Genomic DNA, 24,617 nt, shown 5'->3' on the forward strand with positions numbered 1-24,617 from the left:
GTTGAATCAATCAAAATTATTCGCCTAGCACATCACAAGCGGGATGAACATGTGTATAAAAACTATATAAGAAAAGAGTAAAAATGTCTCTTATGAATCTTCTCTAGTGTCAAGGGCTATCATAACATTAGGATGGCAAAGTGTATGATGATATCGGCTCGCTTCTTCATAAGCGTAAAGATTGGGGACGCAATGGCTTTACCGGTATACCATTCATGGGATGACGTCGCGAAATGGGTTCGGGTGCGTTGAGAGATGTCTCTTTAAAACAAGCGCGTGAATGTACAATTCAAAGGCGTTTTGTGTTCCGTGAAGGACGTGACCTCGTTAGGCACGAGCATTTTGTTCATCTAACTTCAAATATTGAAAATTGTTCCTTGAACTCAAGTAAACAATTTGAATTTTATTAAGATTTTCAGCCGTAAGTTAGAACTTTCTAGTGGCTTTTATAGAAACACAACTTAAAGTTGTTTATATTAAAAAATACACTTAAAAAGTGTTTCTAAACATAAATAAAACACATTACGATACAATCTAAGACGAGTTACCTACGTAGCCGTGGGATATTTTTCTAAATAATTGAGAGTGGAGTGTCGATAATGCAGTATAAACATAAGTTGAGTTTTTCAGTATTGATGATCAGTAGTTGTCTTGTACAAGTTGCAAGTGCAGTTGAAAACAGGAATGAAGAGTTAAAAAGATTAGAAAATGTGGGAAGTGGAGGGAAGGTACCAAAAGGTTCAGCACTGATTACAACCCTTTTCAACAATAATGTTAAGATCGAAGGTGGTGGTGTTGAAATTGTTGAAAATGGAGCAACTTCTGTAGGTGCCACTATTGAAAAAGGAGGGATGCAAATAGTTACGCGTGGAGGAAATGCAATAGATGCTAAAATCCTTGGAGGTCAGCAGTTTGTTCATGAAGAGAAAAATATTGATCTTACAAGCGTGGAGAGAAAAAGTAGTGCATATAAATCCACAGTTTCGGGGGATAGTGGAGCAGTGGGACAGCAGAATGTGTATGATGGAGCGTGGGTGTGGTATACGAAAGTGGAAAATAACGGAGAACAAAATCTTTATGCAGGAGAAAGAAAAGAGGGGGGAAAATCAATGTATGCTGAGGTCTCTGGAAATGGGAGGCAGCACGTTTTAGCGTTAGGAGAATCTTTTGCTACTAATTTGAAAGATCATGCTATTCAAGTTGTATATCCTGAAGGGTTTGTGGATGGTCTGACTGTTAACAACTTTGCTAAGTCATGGTTCCATGTTGGTATAAAAGATGTCGTTGGAGAAGTAATGGTCAATGATCACGGAGAACTTTATTTATTCGCTGGTGATAGGACAAATCATACGACTAAGAAAAAAATTCCTATAAAGGACAGAGTTGAAGAAACAATATTTGAGGTTGGTGAACGGAATATAGGAGAAAAACCTCAGATTGAAATTGAAGATTTAGGGGGGCAGGATGGGACTATTATTTTTACTTCTATACCGTATGATCCACAACATATTTCACTTCACGTTGAGAAACTTTCAGGAAGTTTGCATTTTCGATTCAATATTAGTGCTACGGGGGATGCAAGTGATTACTTGTCGATTGATGAAGGTTCGGGTAATCACAAAATAAGCGTTGCAGATTCTGGTCGTGAAATTACAGGTCCTATCTCTCAGAAAAATGGTTGGGCTACAGAGATTAATTTAGTTACTGATAAATTAGGAGGCGCTAATTTTACTCTGGAAGATCTTTCGGGTAATTATATTACAGCTGTTGATGGTGGAGCCTATCAGTATGTTTTACGAAAGAGAGAAAGATGTGCTGATTCTAGTGGTTATTCTACAATTTGGTATTTAAGTTCTGCCTCTGAAGGTACGACACGTTCGAGTACTGAAACACAGTGTGTAAACAAGAAAACGAAGATTCCTCTTGCATTATCTGAGCAAGGTGCTTCTTCTAGAGGAAAAAATACCGGTTCTCGTAAACCTACTAAAAAACAACCAGCTAAACCACGTCCTCCACGTCATTTAAGAGAAGCGCAGAATGTCTCTAGTGTTTCTGTATCTCCCTCTCAAGAAAATCAGAATCGTCTGGTGTTTCCTCTAGCGAGGCCTCTTCATTTTTCTGATGAAGAGCAACAGGCTGTTGTTTCAGAATCTTCACAATCTTTAGCCGATCAAATGATTTTGCGTCCAGTTCATAAAGAACAACCTTCTCCACAATTGAGTGAGACGCTTTCAGTTTCTCACTTTTTGACCACGCCCTCTACAGATGCGGTATTGTCTATGTCTGTAGCTCCAGCGATGGTGTTTCACAACGAAATGCAAACAGTGCGTGCGGGAAGAGGGATTCTAGATAAAAGTAAAAAGAATGCAGCTTTATGGACCTATGCGATTAAATCTAAAGAGAGTATTGCGACAGAGCATATAGATTTTAAGTTAGATCAGACAGGTATTGTTTTAGGGATCAATGGTTTAAGCGAGTGGGAAAGTGGAGAATTTTATATAGGTGGTTTTGGCAGTTATGATCGTGTCCGTGTTGCGCATGCACGGGGGGGTATCAGTGGTATCAATACTTATGGTATTGGCGCTTATGTCACTTATTTGGATCATAGTGGATGGTATCTCGATGGTATTTTAAAATACAATCATTATCAAAATACTCTAAAGGCAGTTTCAACGAATGGTTTAGGGATTGAAGGAAGTTATAGGCAATGGGCGGTGGGCGCCTCCTTTGAAGCAGGTTATCGACTTCAGACGTCAAAGAACAGTTGGTTGCAGCCTTATGGACAATTTACATGGTTGCAAGTTGAGGGTAAAGAAATCAAGTTATCGAATGACATGACAGGTGACATGCGTCCATTCACTTCATTACGCAGTGAGGTTGGTTTATCTTTAGGATATGAATTTGGTTTTCACATGGATTCCTCATCGCTTGCGTATATTACAGCAGCATGGTTGCGTGAGAATAAAGATGACAATCAAACGTTAATTAATCAACGGCATTCATTTACCACGGACTTATCAGGGAATGCAGGTAAATTAGGAATAGGTTTAAGCAGTTTAGTGAGTGAGAAGTTAAAGTTATATGGTGAGGCCCATTATATTAAAGGGCGTAAAACAAAACAGTCCCTTCAGGGAATTATAGGTGTACGCTATAGTTTCTAAGTATATGGTTATTTTTTAATTGATCTCAATGTGTGTAGAAGGATTTTCAAACCAAGTGTCTAGGTTCGTCCTCTTTAAAGAAGAAGGCTTTCAAAAAGATATATTTTTTGCATGTGAGTTTTTTCTTATGACTTTTTATTGCTTAAATGATAATTTTGATGGGAAGCATTTAAGATTATGAAAGAAGGTTCAATATTTATTGAGAGTCGGTAGCGCATCTTTATGATGGGATGAGCGATTGCAGGTATTTTTATTAAAGTTTTCTTTATAATTCATTCTATATTTTGAGAATTTGTGTAGATTTTTGCAGAGTCACTTGGCAAAGGGCTCCTTGCTCGCTATAGAAACAGTCAGAGAATGTTATAAATGAAATAAAGGTGAGTAAATGGCTTTAGAGCGTACTTTTTCGATGATTAAACCAGATGCAACCCGTCGTAATTTGACTGGCGCAATTACTAAAATGCTTGAGGATGCGGAGCTACGTGTTATTGCGTCTAAACGTGTTTGGATGAGCAAACGTGAGGCTGAAAAATTTTATGCTATTCATAAAGAACGCCCTTTTTTTAGTGAATTGGTTGAATTCATGTCTTCTGGTCCAACCGTTGTACAAGTTTTGGAAGGCGAAAATGCAATAGCTAAAAACCGTGAAGTAATGGGGGCTACGAATCCTAGTGATGCAGAAGAAGGGACAATTCGTAAGGTTCATGCTTTATCGATTGGCGAAAATTCTGTCCATGGATCCGATAGTGCTGAAACGGCAAAAACAGAAATCGCCTTTTGGTTTTCTGAGATAGAAATTGTTGGTTAATAAAGCGTTTATAATAATAAAGCGTATATAAAAAGCAAAAATCCGAAACACTATATTTCGGTTTTTTGCTTATAAGATTATAGACTTTTTTGAAAGCATATGGAGCATTAATTGTTTTTTTAGCTTTTAATATTACAGTTGCTTTTACGAAAATATAAAGCCTATTTACTCTTTTTTGAAGAGCTTTTATCTATATACCACCCTTACTTGTAATGTGCAAAAAAGTGTTTGATTGATTTATCATTAATAAAAATAAATCAATCTTATGCTATTCTTATCTCTTATTTAAGTACAAAAAGATAAATTATCCATTATAAATCTCCATACTCTTCATAGGATAACGTGTTTTAAACCTGCACGAAAATAATCCCACCCTGTCCACAATGTAAGGAGGGCAGAAATCCACAGCATAGTAATGCCAAACTCTACTGTGTAAGGGAAAATTTTATTACCGGCTGGTCCAGCTAAAAGAAATACAATAGCGATCATCTGTACAAAAGTTTTCCATTTTGCAAGACGAGAGACAGGAACACTAACTTTTAACTCAGCCAAATATTCACGTAATCCTGATACAAGAATTTCTCTGCAAAGAATGATAATAGCTGCCCATAGTGTCCACCCAGCGATGGTACTGTCTGCGGCAAGCAAGAGCAAACAAGCAGAGACGAGAAGTTTATCGGCAATTGGATCTAACATGCGACCAATATTGGATGTTTGTTCCCAAATACGAGCAAGGTAACCGTCAAGAAAGTCAGTAATGGATGCAACGATAAAAATGGAAACAGCAATCCAGCGAGTGATATCACTTGATTGTAGCCGCCCTTCTAAAAAAAAGCATGCAACAACCATTGGGACTGCAACAATTCGTGCATAAGTTAAAATATTTGGAAAAGAAAAAGTATGATTTTTCATGGAGCCATTTTTAATTCTTGTGAAAGAGAATATATTTCCTTAACGTAACAAGTCGAAGGTTATGAAACAAGCCTATTTTTCATGAAAATGGTTATGAATTTTTTGTGCAATTGTCATAGAGATTCCCGTAACTTTTTTTAAATCTTCAAATGAGGCACTAGCAACAGCTTTGGCACTTCCAAAATGATGAAGCAATGCACGCTTTCTTGTCGGACCAATATTTTCGATTTCATCAAGTGGGTTTTTGAATGTTGCTTTTTTTCGTTTTATCCTATGAGTTCCAATCGCAAAACGGTGTGCTTCATCACGCAGACGTTGCAAAAAATAGAGGATAGGATCACGTGGAGGAAGTGTAAAGGGGGGGATACCTTTTATAAAAAATCGTTCACGTCCCGCATGACGGTCAACACCTTTGGCGATTCCAACAACTGTGAAGAGATCATTTAATTGTAATTCAGCAAGTATTGCATGTACGCTGTTGATTTGTCCTTCACCACCATCGATTAAGATAAGGTCAGGCCAAATGGGAAAAAGATCATCATCTTTTATGTCATGACTTCTATTTGGCAGATCATACTCTTTGATAAGGCGTGAAAATCTTCGTTTAATCACTTCTTTCATCATGCCAAAATCATCGCCAGGCGTGATATCTGTTGAGCGAATGTTGAATTTTCGATATTGATTTTTAATAAATCCCATTTGACCAGCAACAATCATAGCCCCTACAGCATTTGTTCCCATGATATGAGAATTGTCATAGACTTCTATCCGGCGTGGAGGAACAGGTAGTTGGAATGTTTTAGCAAGACCTTGAAGCAATTTTGTATGGGTGGCTGTTTCAGAAAGCTTATGTTCAAGTGCTTCATGAGCATTGAGATAGGCACGATTAACAAGAGTTTTTCGTTCACCTTGTTTAGGTAAAGAGAGGGACACTTTGTGATTTGCTTTGAGACTAAATGCCTCTGTAAGAAGTGTCTTTTCTTCAATTTCTTCAGATAAAAGGATGCTTTTAGGAAGTGGTTTATCATCGTAAAATTGGGCAAGAAAACTCGCTAAAATTTCAGTGCGGGAAAAAGAGGGATCTGCTTTAGGAAAATAGGCACGGTTTCCCCAATTTTGCCCCATGCGAAAAAAGAACACTTGAATACAGGTCATTCCTTCTTTTTGCGCAATTGCAAATACATCCGCTTCTTTTATCGTTTGAGGATTAATACCTTGATGGCTTTGTATGTGAGAAAGGGCTGATAAGCGGTCACGATAGGAAGCTGCTTGTTCAAAATCGAGATTTTCAGCGGCTTTATGCATAGCTTGAACCATATCGCTTTTAATAGATTGATCTTTTCCCGAAAGGAACGCTTTTGCTCCTTTCACCAGTTCTTTATAATCACTGTCACTAATTTCATGAGTACAAGGTGCAGAACATCGCTTAATTTGATAAAGCAAGCAGGGGCGTGTACGGTTTTCAAAAACTGAATCAGTACAGGTTCGTAATAAAAAGACGCGTTGTAAAACATGAACTGTTTGTGTCACTGCACCAGCAGAAGCAAAAGGACCAAAATAGTGAGCTTTTCGTATTCGAGCACCACGATGTTTGTAAAGTGCAGGCACTCGATGATCATCTGTAATCATAATATAAGGAAAACTTTTATCATCACGTAGGAGTACATTAAAATGTGGATGCAATCTTTTGATGAGATTGGCTTCTAAAAGGAGTGCTTCTGTTTCTGTATGGGTGACGATAAATTCCATATGATATGTTGCACGAATCATGCGGGTAATACGATTATTGTGTCCTTGTTCACGTGTATAGTTTGAAACACGTTTTTTGAGATTACGGGCTTTGCCAACATAGAGAATATCACCATTTTCACCAATCATCCGGTAAACCCCTGGCTTATGCGGAAGGTGTCTAACAAACTCTTGTATGAACTTGATACCTTGGAATTGATTTTTCTCATTGCTTTGATTAGCATTATGCCATGTAATATTAGAGAGAAAAGAAAGTTTTTCCCGTTCATTTTGCGGACAATTTGTATTACTTTTCAGGACCATTCCGTTTATTACAAATATGTTGTTCGTTTAATGTATGAAATATTCTTTTTTATTAAATAATGATTATTTATGTCTTTATAATTTTTTTCTATAAATAATATCTTATAGCATAAGAGTATGATTTTAGAGAGCCGATCTTTCATAAAAAACATGAGAGTTGTTATTCTAAGACAGCTTTATGAATTTGCCTAATTTATCCATTAAAATGATTGAATAGGAAATTCATGATGATTAAGAGGATAGACTTTCTAAAAGGAAAAAAATTAATTCACGCTGATCGTTATTAGCTTACCATTATAATATGTTGGTATTATCCAAAGAATCAAAGAACTTTATCATTTAATGCCTTTGTATTTTACAACATGATATTTGATTTAGAAAAAATATAGAGAAAAGTCTAACATAATAGATGTTCTTTTTGAAGCCACTTATGCGTTATTTGGGCATTTTCATCTTGTCCCAGACGGTTGATAAGAAAGGGGCTGAGTTTTTTCATTTCTTCTTCCAAAAGGTAGGGAGGGTTAATAATAATCATACCACTTCCATTCATTGTCGGTGGACTTGAACTTTTTCGGATACGCATTTCAAGCTGTAGAATCTTAGGAATTCCGGTTTGATAAAGCGCGTGAAGAAAACTTTCAATTTCTTTGTCATATTTAACAGGATACCATAAAGCGTAGATTCCTCCAGAAAAGCGACGATAGGCTTTCGTTAATCCATCAATAAGGCGGGAAAACTCTCCAGTTTTTTCAAAGGGAGGGTCAACAAGGATAAACCCACGTTTTTCTTTTGGTGGTACATGAGCATTTAAGGAAAGCCAACCATCTAAATGCAGAACTTTTGTCTGATAATCTCCTGCAAAGTTTTTTGCTAAAATATGATAATCTTCATTGTGCAATTCTATTGCAGTGAGGCGATCTTGTTTCCGTAATAATTGACGAATAAGAACAGGAGATCCAGGATAAAATACAATTTCTTTTTCCCCTTTATTGAGGGCATCAATGATATCACACCATGGACAAAGGAGTGTTCTTAAATCTTCTGGGATAGGAGTTGAAAAAAGTCGTTGGACACCTTCGCGCCACTCTCCTGTTTTATATGCTTCTAAAGAAGAAAGGTCATAAATACCGATTCCAGCATGCGTATCTATAACGCGAAAAGCTTTTTCTTTGCGTTTGAGATATTCTACAATGCGAGTGACAATAATGTGTTTAAAAACATCAGCAAAATTGCCAGCATGATAAATATGCCGATAATTCATGGAGTAAACTCTATCATATGTATAACTGTACCGGATTATTAGCATAGAATAATAGAATTGATATCCATAAAAATATTCTTATAGAAATCAAACAATACCCTCACTCCCACATTATACACTACAGAAAAAATATTAATGTCATCGGAGCATTTATTCACAAGGCTATTTTTATATTATGAGATTAATCGTTAAAATTTTAAATTTTTTATATGAAAGATAGACAAGAAGAGATCAAACATTTCAATAGAGATATTTATGTTGTAAGAGATTTTTCTTTATGATCGCGGACTCTTCCAGGAAGACTATAAAAAACACTCAATTAACGAGAATATTAGTGAAGTTTTTTGAAAAATTGAAGGGTATCTTTCAAATTCATTCATAAATTTTCTTGTTTAAAGATTAAAGAATTTCAAATGCTTGATAAAAACATTGTTACATTTATAAGTTTTTTTAGCGAGCGTAAAATTATGGATAGAGCAATAAAGTGCTGGTGTTATAGTGATAGATTTTTGTAAAAGTGTGAATGAATCTCATTGCTTTAAGCAGAGCCAAAGCTTTACATTATACACGCTAAATAGCTAGGTTATTGTGTATGATGCTAAAATAAAACTTTTAAAAATTGATATGTGCTCTGCAAGCTATCTCAATCAAAATGAGGAATTTTAAACTAAAGTAAATAGGTTTATCTATCTCTAACACTGTATTATCGAGCGGCTTTATGAGGTAATCTTATAAAAAAGGCTAGGATAAAAAATTCTTTTTATATGGATTATGCTTCGATACCATGCCTTTGATTGAATGTAATTTTCTATTCCTGCCCATTCTGTTTTCAATACTGAGATAGGTTAAACACATGATATTATGAGAACGCATGCCCAGAATCTGGAGACGTGTAATAGTTAGAGCATACAGTGGCTTAGAGAGCTGGTTATATGGAGGTATTTTCTGAATAAAGGCGCAAGCTGGTACCTTTTTTATTTTTTAGCAGTATTGCCATACCTCTTGGCACTTGAGTTAGTTCATAAAGTGCATTTTTACTCTTTCCGCTAATAGTTTTTATTTACACGCCAGATATTTAACTGAACGCGATAATGGCTCATATTTCGTATTGTACATAGAATAATGAATGATAAAATTCCTACCCCAACGCAAAGAATAAATGTTGTGCGTAAGATGATAGTTTTTGAAGAGACTGATGATGTGTTAAGAAAGTTTTTTAGAGATTTTTCTTTCTGAATTTTTTAATTGAATACGTAAAGTATTTTACAACATGTTATGATCTTTATCAGTAAAGGATAATTTGACGGAAATGTTTGTAATGATACGTAAAACATTGTGTAAAAGGAGAGACATTAGTTATAGTATTTACAGGAAGATGAGTAACCTAGGAGATCAGATGAAGTTATTTTAGAAAAGTTTTTAAGTGTTTTGAATTTTGTATGAGGCGGTTTATCATTATTGAATAGTTTGTGTTATAGTACGCTAAAAAGGGATGAGAGGATAAAAAGTTCTTTTGCAATAAAAGCGTGTAATTGTTTTTAAGTTAAGAAGAAAATATACAAGTAAGATATTATTTTGATACATTCTTCAGAGGAAGCATGAATAAATGAAATCAAATTTAAAAGCATAAGTTAGAGAGAGTAATGGGTAATATTTTTTCACCAACGCATTTAATTATAATTTTATTGATTATCTTTGTGCTTTTCGGTCGCGGTAAAATTTCTGAATTAATGGGCGATGTTGCTAAGGGAATTAAAGCCTTCAAAAAAAATATGAAGGAAGAAGATGACAGCATTGAGGATAAAGTTGAAATGGCTCCTACTTCCCAAATAATTGATGTAGAATCTCAACAATCTCAGCCGTTATCGGTAAAACATGCAACAGCGCGCAGAAAGGTTTCTTCTGCTTCTAAAAAACGCAAAACATCTGTTGCTAAAAAACAGTAACAAAAACGCAATCATCATTGTGCATTATTTTTTGATGAGAAAGTCGAATTAAGAGATGTTTGGGATTGACGGACCAGAGTTTATCGTAATCTTACTTGTTCTCATCATTGTCGTTGGACCGAAAGATTTACCTAAAATATTTAAAACAGTAGCAAAGGTAAGAGCTCGTATGTGTTCAACAGCAAATGAATTGCGTCATCAGTTTGATGATGCAATAAGACAAATCGAGCTCGATGCTTTGCAAAAAACATGTTCGAATATTAGCGATTCAAGTAAGAAGTTGACAGAGACTTTTGATCCCATTCAAAATACATTAGAAGATATCCACGATAATTTGGATGTTAAGGCAACACACCATAAATCAAAAAAAGATAAAGAAATTTTGGAATGCGATCAAAACGTAACCAATAAAGATACGACAGTATCTATTGCTTCTAAAGATAAAGAAGATATGTCATGAATGTTAAGAAAGATGAAGTTGATGCCCATATGGCACCACTTTTAGAACATTTAATTGAACTTCGTCAGCGAATTATTGCTGCCTTGGTTGCATTTATGATCGCTTTTATGATGTGTTTTCTTGTTAAAGATTATATCTTAAATTTTTTACTATGGCCATATCAGTGGGCAATGAAAATAGCAGGGGGTAATCCTGAGGGTATTCGTTTGCAATCAACGCAAGTATGGGAAACTTTTTTAACGAAGATGAAGCTTTCTGCTTTTGGGGGAATTATTTTATCTTTTCCCTATACGGCTTTTCAGTTTTATAGTTTTATTGCACCAGGGCTTTATAAAAATGAGCGGATGGCTTTTTTACCATTTCTCATTGGGGGGCCTATTTTATTTTGTATTGGGGGAGCGTTTGTTTATGGTCTATTAGCGCCAATAATACTATGGTTTAGCCTTTCTCAGCAATTTCTTCCAGATGTTCATTTAAAAATAGAGTTTATAGTGCGTATTTCTGATTATTTGGGCTTTATGACATCATTTATCCTAATTTTTGGTTTGATTTTTCAATTACCTCTTGTCATCAGTCTTTTAACAAAAATTGGATTTTTAACGTCTTATGATTTGGCGTCTAAACGAAAATGGGCTATTTTGCTCTCTTTTATTATTGCGGCAATCATAACGCCGTCGGATTTTTTTACGATGTTTGCAGTGGCTTTACCAACGATAGCACTTTACGAGATTTCAATTTTAATTGCTTACAGTATAGAAAAGAGAAGAAAATCCGCTTAAGAAAAGTGTATAATCTTATGCGATAAGGAATGAATAAAAACAATATAAATGAGGAATTTTTATGCTTGATATTAAGTGGATTCGTGACAATCCTGAGAAATTAGATAAAGCACTCGTAAGTAGAGGTCTTGAGCCACAAGCTGAAAGGTTAATACAACTTGATCTTGCACGTCGGTCGCATATTGCTAAGGTGCAATTGGCGCAGGAACGTCGCAATGCTGTTTCAAAGGAAATAGGACAGGCTTTAGCGGTATCGGATCAGCAAATGGCTGAACGTCTTAGAGCTGAAGTTGAAGAGATTAAAGCTTTTCTTTCCTCTGCAACAGTGGAAGAAAAACAGCTGACGGAGAGTCTTGAGAAAATTCTTTCAGCACTTCCAAATATTCCATTAGATGATGTTCCAGAAGGTAAAGATGAAAGTGATAATGTCGTCATTCGACATTTTGGTACACCTCCAACATTTAATTTTACACCAAAGGAACATTTTGATCTTGGTCAAGATCTCAAGCAGATGAATTTTGAACGAGCTAGTCGTTTGTCTGGAACACGTTTTACAGTACTTTCAGGGGCATTAGCACGGCTAGAACGAGCATTAGGCCAGTTTATGCTCGATGTGCATGTCAATGAGAATGGTTACACAGAAGTCTCAATACCTCTTCTTGTTCGTGATGAAATTGTTTACGGAGCAGCACAATTACCGAAATTTGCTGAAGACCTTTTTCGTACAACAGATGGTCGATGGCTTATTTCCACAGCAGAAGTGCCATTAACCAATTTGGTCAACGATGAAATTCTTGAAATATCAGATTTACCACTGCGATTTTCTTCTTTATCTCCCTGTTTTCGTTCAGAGGCGGGAGCAGCCGGTCGTGATACGCGCGGTATGTTGCGTCAGCATCAATTTTGGAAAGTTGAAATGGTCTCGATTACCAGTGAAGAGCAGTCTTTAATTGAATTAGAACGTATGACGGAATGTGCAGAAGATATATTAAAGCGGCTTGGTTTGCCTTTTCGCACAGTGGTTCTTTCTACGGGTGATATGGGGTTTGCAGCGCGTAAAACCTATGACATCGAGGTTTGGCTTCCTGGTCAAGAATGTTATCGTGAAATTTCTAGCTGTTCAGTTTGTGGAGATTTTCAAGGTCGTCGTATGAATGCGCGCTATCGTAAAGAAGGCGATAAAAAATTGCATTTTGTTCATAGCCTTAATGGTTCTGGTACGGCTGTTGGACGTTGTCTTATTGCCGTACTTGAAAATTATCAACAGGCTGATGGATCAATTATTATTCCAGATGTTTTACAACCTTATATGGGAGGCATGCGCTGTATTACTGCTTAATTTTACGAAAGGAGAGACAATATGCGTTTATTGCCAAGAGGTGATGATACACAGACGCAAGTTTTTGCCATTTTAAAAGAAGCAGTTTGTCAGTATGATAAAAGTGTACCTCCATTGGAGATTGAATGATACTATGGGGCAAAAGGGTATTTTACAATTTCGTGAGGAGTTAGCCGCTCTTGTACTGAAAATGCGTAGCAAAGGCATTGATGACGTGCGATTTTTTTCGGCATTAGAGAAAATTCCGCGTCAACAGTTTGTTGCTGCTCCTTGGTTCAATAGTGCTTATGATAATAAAGTTATTCCCCTTGAGTGTGGTGAATATATGGAACGTTTGGAAGAACAACTCTTAATTCTTTCGGCATTATCGTTGAAAAAAAGGCATCGTGTCTTAGAAATTGGTACAGGATCTGGTTTTTGTACTGCTCTTATGGCATGTCTGAGTGACCGCGTGACAACGATTGATCGTTATAAAACGCTTGTTGATTTAGCACGCCAAAAATTTCAAACTTTAGGAATTGAAAATATTGTTATAAGGCAGATTGATGGAAGTCATAGTGTGACAGGCTTAGGATCATTTGATCGCATTCTTATTTGGCCATCACGTTTTGATGAACCAAAGGAATTTTTAGAACTTTTAGCTGAAAATGGAATTCTCATTCAGGCGATAGGACCTGACGAAGGGGTACAAACGGTGACGCGCTATACAAAAATTGGTAGTCGATTTGAGTGTTTAGAACTGTTCCAAGTGCGTTATCAACCTTTTATTAAAGGCATTGCGGAGATACTTTAATTTTTAAAAGCTAAGAAGTTTCTGCAAATTGTCTACGTTAAATTCATTTTGATCTTATATAAAGATATTTATGAATAAAACATCTCATTTTAACTCTTCGGTAATTTAAAAAAGCTTTAATGGAGTAAGTTGATTATTGATGAGTGAGCAAAACGATGTATCTAAAAGCTTTGGATAATATTTTCCAGCATAATTTTCAGAGAATAACTTTTTTAGCGGTGGTAACTATTGTTGCTGGTTGTAGTTCTGGTACACAGCGTTTTTCCAATACGTTCTCTCATCGTACGGTATCATCTCAATCAAATATATCAAGCACTATGTATACAGACCCGCGAATTCTATCATACGGTAGTGGTATGATACAAAGCACTGAATTGCCACCTGTGGAATCAGGTGATGATTCGTGGGGAGATGACAATTCTCCCTATAATTTTCCACATCAAGATAGGATAACTTCTTCTGATGGTCGCGTTATGGGCTCCCCTCCACGTAATCTTGGAACACTTTCTCGTTCACAAATGGATAAATCTCCTATTTTTCGGCGGAATTCTTATATTGTCCAGAGTGGAGATACACTGCTCAGTATTGCACGACAAGTAGGGGTTAGTGTTGAGGCATTAAAATTAGCAAATGGTATAAACAGCAATTCCATTTATATCGGTCAGGTACTGGTTGTTCCAAGCAGGCGTACATTAGCGTCTTCAAATGCACACAATAATAACGATTGGGCAGTGTCAACTACAGAATCTACATCCCAATCTCAAGTGATGTCCTCTATAAAAAACAAGAAGTCCTCTCCTATATATAAAGCTCCTGTAACAACGCCACCCTCTGCAAAGATGAACAAATCAAGTTCTGAGAAAAATTTTTCTAAACAGATGACGCAATTGAAACATGAGACTGGTTTGTCAAGTACTGTTACGAATACAGATAATATGACGACTCCGCAAGCCACAGGAATTTCTAAGATGCGTTGGCCAGTACGAGGGCGTTTATTAAGCCAGTTCGGTCAAAAAAAGGGAACAGTAATGAATCGAGGAATAGATATTGCAGTGCCTGAAGGGTCTTCGGTAAAGGCGGCAGAAAATGGTGTGGTTATTTACGCGGGAGATGGATTAAAAGAGCTTGGTAATGTTGTGATGATTCGACATGAAAATGATATTATCACTATTTATGGATGTAATAGTAAGCTTGTTGTTAACAAAGGACAAAGGATAAGGCGCGGTGATGAGATTGCTAAATCTGGTGTTTCAGGAAATGTTAAAACGCCACGTGTCTATTTTGAGATGCGTAAGAATTCATTACCTGTTGATCCCCTTAAATATTTAGAAAACTAATTTATTGATGACTTTTACATTTGAATAGTCTTACAGTTTATAGAAAATTCATGAAAAACAATTGATTTTCTTAAATCAATAACATTGCAGCAAAAAATCATTGGTTTCAGGAGAGTAGTTCGTGGGGGGCGTTAGATATTACCATCTTTGTATTTATGAAAGTGTAAGACAATAGTATCATACTATTTGTCAGCTTTGAGTGTTCCAATTGCTCTTGCATTTGAGAGAAGCATGAAAAAAAATTTCACGCCTTTCTTAAAAAGTTTTTATCTACAGGCTCATTTCATATGTGTGACGTGCAAGAAAATCGTTTTGATTAATTCAGAAGGTTTGAAATAAGAGCGTTTTATTGTATTTAGATCTGTCGTTCGATATCAAAAACGATAAATTATCTATATAAATTAAAGTTTGTTCATTAGAAAAATTATCTTGTATAATTTATTGAGTTAGTGAAAAGATTTATATTGTAGGATATACAATAGGGGAAAGTGAATCTATTTTTTAAGATTTTTCTCATTGTATTTTGGTATTCTGCCTCTTAAGGATTTATTGTATTTTTGTAAAGCTGTGATTAGATTATGTAGTTATTGCTTTTTATGATAAATTCTTTAGGAATTTTTTCTGTATCGGAATTTCATTTTAATAGAGTGGGAAATACCTGAGGTTTAACTATAGGAGATAAAAATGTTTATGACGAACGCTTATGCTCAAGTTGCAGGCGATGTTTCCGGTGGAATTTCATTTGCTAACGCTGTCCCATTCATTTTAATTTTTGCAATTATGTATTTTTTTATGATTCGTCCACAGCGTGCCCAAATGAAAAAACGCCAAGAAATGCTTAATGCAGTACGTCGTGGTGATACAGTTATAACGGGTGGTGGTATTATCGGCAAGGTTACGAAGGTTCACGACGAGAGTGGTGAGTTAGAGGTTGAAATTGGTGACAGTATAAATATTCGTGTTATTCGCTCAACATTAGCTGATGTGCGCGTTAAAGGTGAGCCGATTGCAGAAAAAAAATCAAAACTTAATGCTAAAGCAAAAACACCACAAAAGTCTAAATCTAAAACGACAACGAAAGAAGATATGAGTATCTCTGAAGAGAAAAAAGCTATATCAAAGGAAAATGCATCTTAAGGTGTAATGGCAGTTTATTACATTTTTTAAGCATTTTTGTAAAAAGCTTGGCAAGATCAAGACAATTTCATTGGAAAAGGGGCTTTTATAGTGGCTACAGAAAATGGAGTTTTTGTTTTCTTTAGATTATTAAAATAGTTGCTTTATTTATAGAATATTACGCAATTTTTTTCTGTTTTTTAAATAAGATCATTGTTTTTATAAAAAGAAATTTGTGAGTAAATAAGCTGAGGAAACTTTTTAAAAGATAGATTTATTGAAGCAGGTATAGCAATTTATCGCGATTTATTACCAAATTTTCCTATATTTGTTGTATGAGAAGATTAGGGTATTATATAAAAATTTTCACTTCAGTACTAGGTTATGGTTAACATATCAATGTTTATATCAGCCTTACTTTAATTTTTATGGTGAGAAGTAGCAAAGACAATTGGATTATTCAAAAATAAAAGGTGCTTATTCATGTTCGATGCAATTCAAATTCGTGAAGCACATTTTCCAAGTCGCGCACCTATTGATGCTTATGGAAATGGTGGGTTTCGTTTTGCTGATATGTCTCATAGAGGTTCTATTATTTGTGTACCATCAGGTATTTATGGCATTGACATGGCAGGGCCTATTCCCACTCAAGGGGATATATCTCGTATTTTAGAAGAAGCTTCTGAAATCGAAGTTTTATTAATAGGTACTGGAATTGAATTATTACGATTACCTGAAGAGTTACGGGTGCTTTTAGGGGAAAAACGTATTTCATCAGATACAATGAGTACGGGAGCGGCGGTGCGTACATTTAATGTTTTATTGGCTGAAGATCGCGCTGTTGCGGCGTTATTATTTGCGGTAGAATAGAGTATTGTTTAATAAAACAAATGCTCTCGTCTAGTATGAAAGACTTGTGCGATTATTTTTCTGCGCCGTAAAGTACCGTCGTTTAAGGCGGTGATATAAGGGTATAGAATATACATAACTTAACATATTAAAGTGTTTTTAAATACAAAAGTGTTTTTAAATACAGCGGCAAGTATTTAGGACAAAGCTTGCTCGTCGTTCCTAATGAATCACATGAGTGATCAACTCTTGGCACTTGAGACAGTTCATAAGAGGCATTTTTAATTCTTTCTTATACAGTTGTTACCTACAAGCCAGTTACGCTTGGGACGTGCAAGGGAATGGTTTTTATTAATTTAACCTGGAATTGGTTTGAAATGAAAGCATATCTACGATATTTGGGATTCTAATTTAACATACAAAACAACAAATTATGATTATAAATAAATGTATTGATAGTAACAGAAACTCACCGAGAGCAATTGGACTTTTTACAAATTGGTATTGGTAAGAACCTTTGTCTTTTAGGATGGGGAGGAGGTCAATGAGTTGATGAAGTTTTTGTGATCAGTGTATTTTTTATAAAATAACATTGTCATCTATCCACTGAAAAAGTGTTTTTCGTTGTTTGTTGTTCAAGTTTTACTATGCATGTTACGATTGTTTTTTAGCTTTTTTACTGCAAATGAAAACTTGAAGTCCTATAAGATAAGTTTTATCAGAAAAATTATTTATTTAATTTTTTTCTTTCTAAAACGAAAAGTGACTAGAAAAGAAACTTTAATTCACAATACAGTTAAGAGACACATTTAAAAATCTTATTTTCTGAACTGTATTTGCTTATCCTTCATTTTTTAATATGAATAAAAAGAGGATATTAATTTAATTGCTAAAAAAGGGACGTTAATAGGTTCATAGAATGATAGGCTCTCTTTCTTATTGTCTTGATATTTTACGTACCATAGATCGTGATCGCTATATATCGGTTTTATTTGCGCCTAAAAAAAAGCGCCAAGCATTGGCTGCTCTTTATGTATTTAATGCTGAAATTTCTCGTATTCGCGAAAGTGTACATGATCCACTCATAGGAGAAATACGGTTACGTTGGTGGTATGATGCTATTGCTCATGGTGAAATGCAAACGAGTGGAAACAATCCGATTTTGAATGATTTATTAAAAGCAATGACTCTTTTTAATTTACCTAAGACAGCTTTTTTACGTTATTGTGATGCGCAAATTTTAGATCTTTATCACAATCCAATAGAAACACTTCATGATCTAGAGCATTATTGTGGTGAGACAGCAGGCATAATTTTACAGCTTTCTTGTCAGATATTAGATCCTGAAACTGCACAAGAGTTTACAGATATCTATGAACATGGAGGGATTTCTCAAGGATTAAGCGGTGTATTGCGTCTTTTATCATTCATGCAATCACGATATCAATATTATTTACCTACTGATATATTAAAGGCTGTAGGAGTGAATAGGGAAGATTTGGAATCTCATCGTCTCAGTGATCAACAAAAGGGTCGTATTGTTGAAGCTATGGTAGCATTATCACGCGATCATTATACCCAATTTTACGAGTATTCTTGTACTTTACCTAGAATTCTTAAGCCAGCTTTTCTTCCATTGGTCATTGTACCGGCTTCTCTTCAAAAAGCTATACAGCTGGGGGGAGCAATTTTTCAAGAGAGTGCAACTTTGCCATTGATATATCGCTATTGGTTGATAACAAGGGCAGCAATAAGCGGCAATTTTCCAAAGATACTGTAAAAGAATATTACTACGTTGGAATGCGTAACATGGAGACTGATTTTCTCATATGAAGATAAAAGGAGCCATTGTGATTCCAAACCATTTTTTTGTTATAAAAAATGTTGATGTTTTGGTTGTTATGAACGCAAAAGAATAAGAAATTTTATGATCTTGAAAATACAGTGTATTTCTTCATCAGTAATATGTTTTATTCAGTGTATTGGATGGGTGAGATGCAGAGAAAGAAAAACATGAGATAAATCTTAATACATTGGTTTGTTTGATGAAGAACTTTTAAGTACTCTGAATGTATTGATTGTAGCTCATTTGCAAATGAAATAAAATTTCTATTTTATGAGAGAAGTTATCTTAGCAGTCTATAAGTCTATAAAAAACTCTTATTTTTGAGAAATTATAACATCATAATTGATGACTGTTATGATTTATGAATATATTGATTTATAATGATAATTCGTTTTTTCTCATATTGAATGAGAGTCTTGAATAGAAAAAGATTTCTCCATTTTTATAATGAATTTTAAAAATAGTTTTTTTATATATTATAAGTTTGGTGTGTAAATGAAATCATTTAAGGAAGAAGAAATATGCTCCTTATGAATGATATTAAGAGTAGTAATATGATGAGCTATAAATGAGTGACGATAGGGATGATATTTATAGCTTAATGGGCGACAACCTTTACAACCTTTGGATGAATAATGTTTTTTAATGCGTTGCAAAAACGATTCTACATTCCATTAACTATTTTCTCGCAAATCCATACATGCACTGATTTGCGAGAGAATGAATCATTATACAAATGTTCGATCCTAAGATATGCAAACAAGAGATCTATCTTACCTCTTCAACTATAGACGAAGAGCTGACGGAAACTTTATCAAATAAGTTCTTTAAATTATGTAAAATCTTTTTATTGGAGAGCGTTAAAGATCTGATTATAATTTGTGCTATTAATTTCCAAAGGATGTTCTTTATTGGCAACTTGTAGCATTTCTAGCTTGAGATCTTCTCTTATCATCATATCTATATTGGTGCGGACTTCAGTTGAAAGAGTATGAGACGTGATATCTTTAGGCATGGTTACAGTCTTTATTTGATAAATGATACGGTTTGTTGCAACCGGACCTTTTATGATGCCATAATGACCTTTGGGAGCGGAAAATAATGCTTTAATGCCTTCAACGCCAAGGGTTTCAGATGAGTCTTGACGCCGGAGGGTTGGTGTTGTTTGTTTTGTAACACCAAGGGTATGAGCAAGAGCAACAAGACTTTTTCCTTCCGTGAGCTGTTTGAGAGCATTTTGGGCTTTTTCATCAAGAAGACGTTGGATTTCCTCATTTTTCCATTGAGAAAGAACATCTAGCTTAGCCTCTTCAAGTGTTTTATCACGGGCAGGAATAATTTTATCGACCTTGTACCAGAGATATCCACCATTTTGAAAAGAGAGAGGATCAAGATCGACTCCTTCGTTTGATTGATAGATGGCATTCAGTAAAATATCTTTTTGAGGTAAATCCGTGAGTATTACACCTTCAAGCGTTTTTCCTGTTTTATCAATGGTAATTGTGCGCAAAGATAACTTGTATTGGTCAGCTAACTCTTTGAGAGAAGCACCCTCAAAGCGAGCATTTTCAATGGCTGCATAATTGTTACGGATATCATCAGTAGCACGATTTTTGGCAAGTGTTTGGCGAATATTTTCTTCTACACTTTCAAAAGGAAGAGAGCTTGAGGGTTCAATATGCGTGACGCGAATGATAACAGGTCCTTGTAAGTCATTTATCACAGAACTGACTTGGCCTTGTTGAAGTTCAAAAATTTCAGATGTCAGATGATTAGGAAGTTCATTTTCTGCGAGAGGCCCTTTTTTTATTTCATTAAGAGTCTTTTTTTCAGCTTTTACCAGTTCATCAAAACTCAATCCATCAGCTATTTTTTTTGCTGCATTATCGGCTTCTTCGCGTGAGGGGAATCGCAGTTCTTCGAATGTACGCTTTTCAGGCGTTACAAAACGTGAAGCATTTTGTGTATAATAGGCTTTCGCCTCATCTGTTGAGATATCTTGAGGTTTTACAAAATCATTAAGTTCCATAGATAGCAAAGAGACAGTGCGGTATTCTGGAGCACGAAATTGACTTTGATGTGTTTCAAACCATTTTTGTAATGTTGCGTAATCAGGATCAGCAATTGTTTTCTTTTCTTTTAGATCAATAACAAGATAATCAGCAATACGCATTTCTTCTTGATAAAGAGCAAGTGCTTTATAAAAGAGATTTGGTGCCTTCATATCAGAAAGTAAAGCAGCAATAAGCTGATTACGCTTTTCTTGTTTGGTGTAATAATTAAGAAAAGCACTTTCACTAATACGTAAATGCTGAAGATAGTTATAAAACAAGTTTTTATCAAAAGTGCCATTTACCTGGAACATCTTATCAGAACCAATCGTATGAGCTATTGTATCTTTTGAAAGACTTATTTTCATTTTACGTGCTTGTTCATCAAGAAGTACATTTTGTTGTAATTGATTAAATACAAAAGCAGGAATTTGGTATTGCTGCATTTCATTTGCTGTAAACATTCGTCCAAGATGAGCTGCATATGCTAAACGTGCGCTTTGATCGGCGAGTGCAAGACGATAATCATCGACAGTTACTGTGGACTTTCCAGAAGTAATAAGATCTCTTTCACTTTTTTTGTGTAACTGCGGTACCCCCCATAAAAGAATGAAGCATAAGAGTAAAATAGCAAGGAAAATTCTAAAAATCCAAGAATTTGTAGCATTTCTTATGATGTCAAGCATTGTTCAAGTCCATTTTTAATGTGAGTTATTATCAAAGCTGTAATGGAATTTGCAATAAAGAGATGAAAGATGCAAGCTTTAAAGACTTGCTTTCATTTTATAATTTGGTAACTACAGATAAACAATGTATTGTAAGAGCTCTTGAGGTGAAAATATGTCTCAAAATATTCGGCCTTTTCTTGCTGGAAATTGGAAAATGAATGGAACGAGTGAATCGCTTGGAGAGTTGCGTGCTATTGCTACAGGCGTTAGCTCTGATCTAGGTCATCTTTTTGAGGCGCTTATTTGTGTTCCAGCAACGCTTTTATCGCGTGCTTCTAATACGCTGAATGGTGAAAATCTCCTTTTAGGAGGACAAAATTGTCACTTTGATGATCATGGTCCTTATACTGGAGATATTTCAGCTTTTATGCTTAAAGAAGCGGGAGCAAGTCATGTTATTATTGGGCATTCAGAACGTCGTACAGTGTACCAAGAAAATGATGCGATTGTCTGTGCCAAAGTGCAAGCTGCGTGGCGAGCAGGTCTTGTGGCTCTTGTGTGTATTGGTGAAACATTGGAGGAGCGTAAGAATAATAAAGTACTGGATATTCTCACGCAGCAGCTTGAAGAATCTTTACCAGATGATGCAACAGAAGAGAATACCATTATCGCTTATGAACCAGTTTGGGCGATAGGCACCGGCAATACAGCGACTCCAGAAGATATTGCAAAAGTACATCATTTCATTCGTGATAAGGTGCGCTCTCGTTTTGGTGATGAAGGCAATAAGATTCGTTTGCTTTATGGTGGATCCGTAAAGCCATCCAATGCATTTGAGCTTTTAAGCATTGCTCATGTTAATGGTGCTTTGATAGGTGGAGCAAGCTTAAAAGCGATTGATTTTTTAACTATTTGCGATGTTTGTCGTAAACTATAGCAGAGAAATTTGAGTTTCCCCTTGGATTGTGCGTTATTTATGTGTAAATAGCTATTAAAGAGTTATTTGAAGAGCAGGGTTTATGCAAACAGTACTTATAGTTATTCATTTTTTGATTGTGATTACTTTGGTTGGTGTTATATTAATTCAACCTTCAGAAGGTGGTGGGCTAGGTGTGAGTAATAGCTCAGGGTTGATGAAAACTCGTGGATCTCGAAACCCTTTAACACGTTTGACTGCTATTTTAGCCTGTTGTTTTTTTGTTGTGTCTATTGGACTTACCGTGGTGGGTAATATATCAAATTCTAGTTCTGATATCTTAAAGCGTATACCGGTTAATTCAGAACAGAATTCTACCAATAAAGGCTCAGGCTCAGTTCCATCATCAAATGATGAGTCTTCCCCTTCTGTTCTTGAACAGCTAGGAGGCACTTCGAATTCTCCGCAGGAACAGAAACAGTCCACAAATCCTGAAGCAGAAAGTCCAGTTCCACAGGTTCTTGAAAACACAGTTCCGGATAACAGTACAAAATAGTTTTTTAAGAAAATATAGACTTTTTAAAAAGGTGATTTTTTCACCTTTTTTATTTTAGAAGAAAAATTGTTTCTTTTTGCATTTTTTGCTGGAAAAATCATTATAAATTGCTTATCACCATAAGCCCATGGCACGTTATGTTTTTATTACTGGTGGTGTGGTTTCTTCCCTTGGAAAAGGCATCGCAGCGGCGGCGTTAGCAGCGTTATTACAGGCTCGTGGTTATCGCGTACGTCTTCGCAAACTTGATCCTTATTTAAATGTTGATCCAGGTACGATGTCACCTTATCAACATGGTGAAGTATTTGTGACCGATGATGGTGCAGAAACGGATCTTGATCTTGGTCATTATGAGCGTTTTACTGGGCGTTCTGCAAATAGCCAAGATAGTATTACAACAGGGCGTATTTATCGCAATATCATTGAACGAGAGCGGCGTGGTGATTATTTGGGGGCAACAGTCCAAGTTATTCCTCATGTTACGGATGAAATTAAGAGATTCATTACGATGGGAAATGAAGAATTTGATTTTGTTTTGTGTGAGATAGGTGGAACGGTTGGTGATATTGAAGCAATGCCTTTTCTAGAAGCGATTCGTCAGCTTCGCAATGAGCTACCGAGACAAAATGTCGTTTATGTCCATCTCACATTAATGCCTTATATTCCTTCAGCAGGTGAATTAAAAACGAAACCAACACAACATTCTGTCAAAGAATTGCAAGCAGTTGGTATTTCTCCTGATATTTTGCTTGTACGTGCAGATAGATCTATTCCAGAAACAGAACGGTGCAAATTATCACTTTTTTGCAATGTTCGCTCCAATGCAGTCATTCAGGCATTAGATATGCCAACGATTTATGATGTTCCTATGGCATACCATAAGGAAGGTTTGGACTCTGAAGTTCTTTGCGCTTTTGGAATTGATTCGGCACCTTCCCCCAAGATGGATCGTTGGGAGGATATTACGCATCGTATTCACAATCCTGAAGGAGAAGTCACGATTGCTATTGTAGGAAAATATACGGGCTTAAAGGATGCTTATAAATCTCTTATTGAAGCGATTGCGCATGGTGGTTTAGCGAATAGAGTGAAAGTTAATATTGAGTGGATTGATTCGGAACTTTTTGAAAAAGAAGATTCTGTTTCAGCTTTACAAAAAGCCCATGGAATTTTGGTTCCAGGTGCTTTTGGGGCACGTGGGGCAGAAGGGAAGATTCGAGCAATTCAATTTGCACGAGAGCGTAAAGTTCCATTTTTAGGGATTTGTTTTGGGATGCAATTAGCTTGTATAGAAGCTGCGCGCAATATTGCACAGATTGAGAATGCTTCATCGAGTGAGTTTTGCGAAACAGACAATCCAATTGTAGGTTTAATGACAGAATGGCTTAAAGGAGACGTCCTTGAAAAACGTACAAGAAATGGTGATCTCGGCGGTTCGATGCGCCTTGGTGCTTTTGCTGCTGAATTAAAAGAAGAGAGTCATATTGCTCAAATTTATGGGATGACCAAGATTGTCGAGCGACATCGTCATCGTTATGAGGTCAATATTGATTATAAGGATAAGTTAGAACAGTGTGGTTTGATTTTTTCTGGGATGTCTCCTGATGGTATTTTACCAGAAACGATAGAATATGTAGATCATCCATGGTTTATTGGTGTTCAATATCATCCAGAATTAAAATCCCGTCCTTTTGATCCACATCCGCTTTTTTCTTCTTTTATTGAAGCTGCTGTAGAACAAAGTCGATTAGTTTAATGCATAAATTG

The 24,617-nt window shown here is 35.8% G+C and carries 18 protein-coding genes and 1 pseudogene; 15 read left to right on the top strand and 4 right to left on the bottom strand.

Annotated elements, in window-relative coordinates:
- Positions 1 to 106: 106 nt before the first annotated feature.
- The 3 genes and pseudogenes from ACFIK3_RS02135 to ndk form a co-directional block, all read left to right on the top strand.
- A pseudogene (locus ACFIK3_RS02135) lies at positions 107 to 341 on the top strand (integrase arm-type DNA-binding domain-containing protein); the annotation flags it as partial.
- Between the two features lie 258 nt (positions 342 to 599).
- A complete protein-coding gene (gene bafA, locus ACFIK3_RS02140) occupies positions 600 to 3,161 on the top strand; it encodes a BafA family autotransporter (protein WP_375676185.1) in 2,562 nt (853 codons plus the stop codon).
- 385 nt (positions 3,162 to 3,546) lie between these two features.
- Positions 3,547 to 3,969, top strand: coding sequence for a nucleoside-diphosphate kinase (gene ndk, locus ACFIK3_RS02145; protein ID WP_375631370.1), 423 nt, complete (start codon positions 3,547 to 3,549; stop codon positions 3,967 to 3,969).
- Between the two features lie 330 nt (positions 3,970 to 4,299).
- On the opposite strand, the gene pgsA is transcribed toward ndk, so the two are convergent.
- The 3 genes from pgsA to ACFIK3_RS02160 form a co-directional block, all read right to left on the bottom strand.
- Entirely contained in the window at positions 4,300 to 4,881 is a 582-nt protein-coding gene (pgsA, locus tag ACFIK3_RS02150; protein WP_273723320.1) for a CDP-diacylglycerol--glycerol-3-phosphate 3-phosphatidyltransferase, read from the bottom strand.
- Between the two features lie 72 nt (positions 4,882 to 4,953).
- Positions 4,954 to 6,933, bottom strand: coding sequence for an excinuclease ABC subunit UvrC (gene uvrC, locus ACFIK3_RS02155; protein ID WP_273791127.1), 1,980 nt, complete (start codon positions 6,931 to 6,933; stop codon positions 4,954 to 4,956).
- A 397-nt stretch (positions 6,934 to 7,330) separates the two neighbouring features.
- Complete coding sequence (locus ACFIK3_RS02160) at positions 7,331 to 8,194, bottom strand: 23S rRNA (adenine(2030)-N(6))-methyltransferase RlmJ (protein ID WP_273791128.1); 864 nt, start codon at positions 8,192 to 8,194, stop codon at positions 7,331 to 7,333.
- Positions 8,195 to 9,837: 1,643 nt separating this feature from the next.
- Here ACFIK3_RS02160 and tatA point away from each other — a divergent pair.
- The 9 genes from tatA to ACFIK3_RS02205 all read left to right on the top strand — a co-directional run bounded on the left by tatA (position 9,838) and on the right by ACFIK3_RS02205 (position 18,593).
- On the top strand, positions 9,838 to 10,140 hold the full coding sequence (gene tatA / locus ACFIK3_RS02165; RefSeq protein ID WP_375637381.1) for a twin-arginine translocase TatA/TatE family subunit: 303 nt from the start codon (positions 9,838 to 9,840) through the stop codon (positions 10,138 to 10,140).
- A 55-nt stretch (positions 10,141 to 10,195) separates the two neighbouring features.
- Positions 10,196 to 10,600 (top strand): twin-arginine translocase subunit TatB, encoded by a 405-nt coding sequence (locus tag ACFIK3_RS02170; protein ID WP_375659946.1) that lies wholly within the window; start codon positions 10,196 to 10,198, stop codon positions 10,598 to 10,600.
- A complete protein-coding gene (gene tatC, locus ACFIK3_RS02175; RefSeq protein ID WP_273791131.1) occupies positions 10,597 to 11,379 on the top strand; it encodes a twin-arginine translocase subunit TatC in 783 nt (260 codons plus the stop codon). The genes ACFIK3_RS02170 and tatC overlap by 4 nt, the downstream gene beginning before the upstream one ends.
- A gap of 61 nt (positions 11,380 to 11,440) precedes the next feature.
- Positions 11,441 to 12,718 (top strand): serine--tRNA ligase, encoded by a 1,278-nt coding sequence (gene serS, locus ACFIK3_RS02180; protein WP_375631757.1) that lies wholly within the window; start codon positions 11,441 to 11,443, stop codon positions 12,716 to 12,718.
- Between the two features lie 133 nt (positions 12,719 to 12,851).
- Positions 12,852 to 13,511 (top strand): protein-L-isoaspartate(D-aspartate) O-methyltransferase, encoded by a 660-nt coding sequence (locus ACFIK3_RS02185; RefSeq protein WP_273791164.1) that lies wholly within the window; start codon positions 12,852 to 12,854, stop codon positions 13,509 to 13,511.
- Between the two features lie 155 nt (positions 13,512 to 13,666).
- A complete protein-coding gene (locus ACFIK3_RS02190; protein WP_375676186.1) occupies positions 13,667 to 14,848 on the top strand; it encodes a peptidoglycan DD-metalloendopeptidase family protein in 1,182 nt (393 codons plus the stop codon).
- 684 nt (positions 14,849 to 15,532) lie between these two features.
- Positions 15,533 to 15,985: a preprotein translocase subunit YajC gene (gene yajC, locus ACFIK3_RS02195; protein WP_375676187.1), complete on the top strand. Its 453-nt coding sequence runs from the start codon at positions 15,533 to 15,535 to the stop codon at positions 15,983 to 15,985.
- Positions 15,986 to 16,447: 462 nt separating this feature from the next.
- On the top strand, positions 16,448 to 16,834 hold the full coding sequence (locus ACFIK3_RS02200; protein ID WP_375643084.1) for an Mth938-like domain-containing protein: 387 nt from the start codon (positions 16,448 to 16,450) through the stop codon (positions 16,832 to 16,834).
- Between the two features lie 898 nt (positions 16,835 to 17,732).
- Positions 17,733 to 18,593 carry a phytoene/squalene synthase family protein gene (locus ACFIK3_RS02205; protein ID WP_375676188.1) on the top strand — a complete coding sequence of 287 codons (861 nt, stop codon included), beginning with the start codon at positions 17,733 to 17,735 and terminating at the stop codon, positions 18,591 to 18,593.
- 913 nt (positions 18,594 to 19,506) lie between these two features.
- Here ACFIK3_RS02205 and ACFIK3_RS02210 read toward each other — a convergent pair.
- Positions 19,507 to 21,396, bottom strand: coding sequence for a peptidyl-prolyl cis-trans isomerase (locus tag ACFIK3_RS02210; protein WP_375676189.1), 1,890 nt, complete (start codon positions 21,394 to 21,396; stop codon positions 19,507 to 19,509).
- Between the two features lie 154 nt (positions 21,397 to 21,550).
- Between ACFIK3_RS02210 and tpiA the strand changes: the two genes are divergently transcribed.
- From tpiA to ACFIK3_RS02225, 3 genes are all read left to right on the top strand, one after another.
- Positions 21,551 to 22,315 (top strand): triose-phosphate isomerase, encoded by a 765-nt coding sequence (gene tpiA / locus ACFIK3_RS02215; protein ID WP_375631362.1) that lies wholly within the window; start codon positions 21,551 to 21,553, stop codon positions 22,313 to 22,315.
- Between the two features lie 82 nt (positions 22,316 to 22,397).
- The gene (gene secG, locus ACFIK3_RS02220; protein WP_375631361.1) at positions 22,398 to 22,850 is read left to right on the top strand and encodes a preprotein translocase subunit SecG; all 453 of its coding nucleotides are present in this window, start codon (positions 22,398 to 22,400) and stop codon (positions 22,848 to 22,850) included.
- 127 nt (positions 22,851 to 22,977) lie between these two features.
- A complete protein-coding gene (locus ACFIK3_RS02225; RefSeq protein ID WP_273791140.1) occupies positions 22,978 to 24,606 on the top strand; it encodes a CTP synthase in 1,629 nt (542 codons plus the stop codon).
- Positions 24,607 to 24,617: the final 11 nt, after the last annotated feature.

Origin of the sequence: Bartonella sp. CB10SXKL, from assembly GCF_042195515.1 — a bacterium.
Classification (GTDB): Bacteria; Pseudomonadota; Alphaproteobacteria; order Rhizobiales; family Rhizobiaceae; genus Bartonella.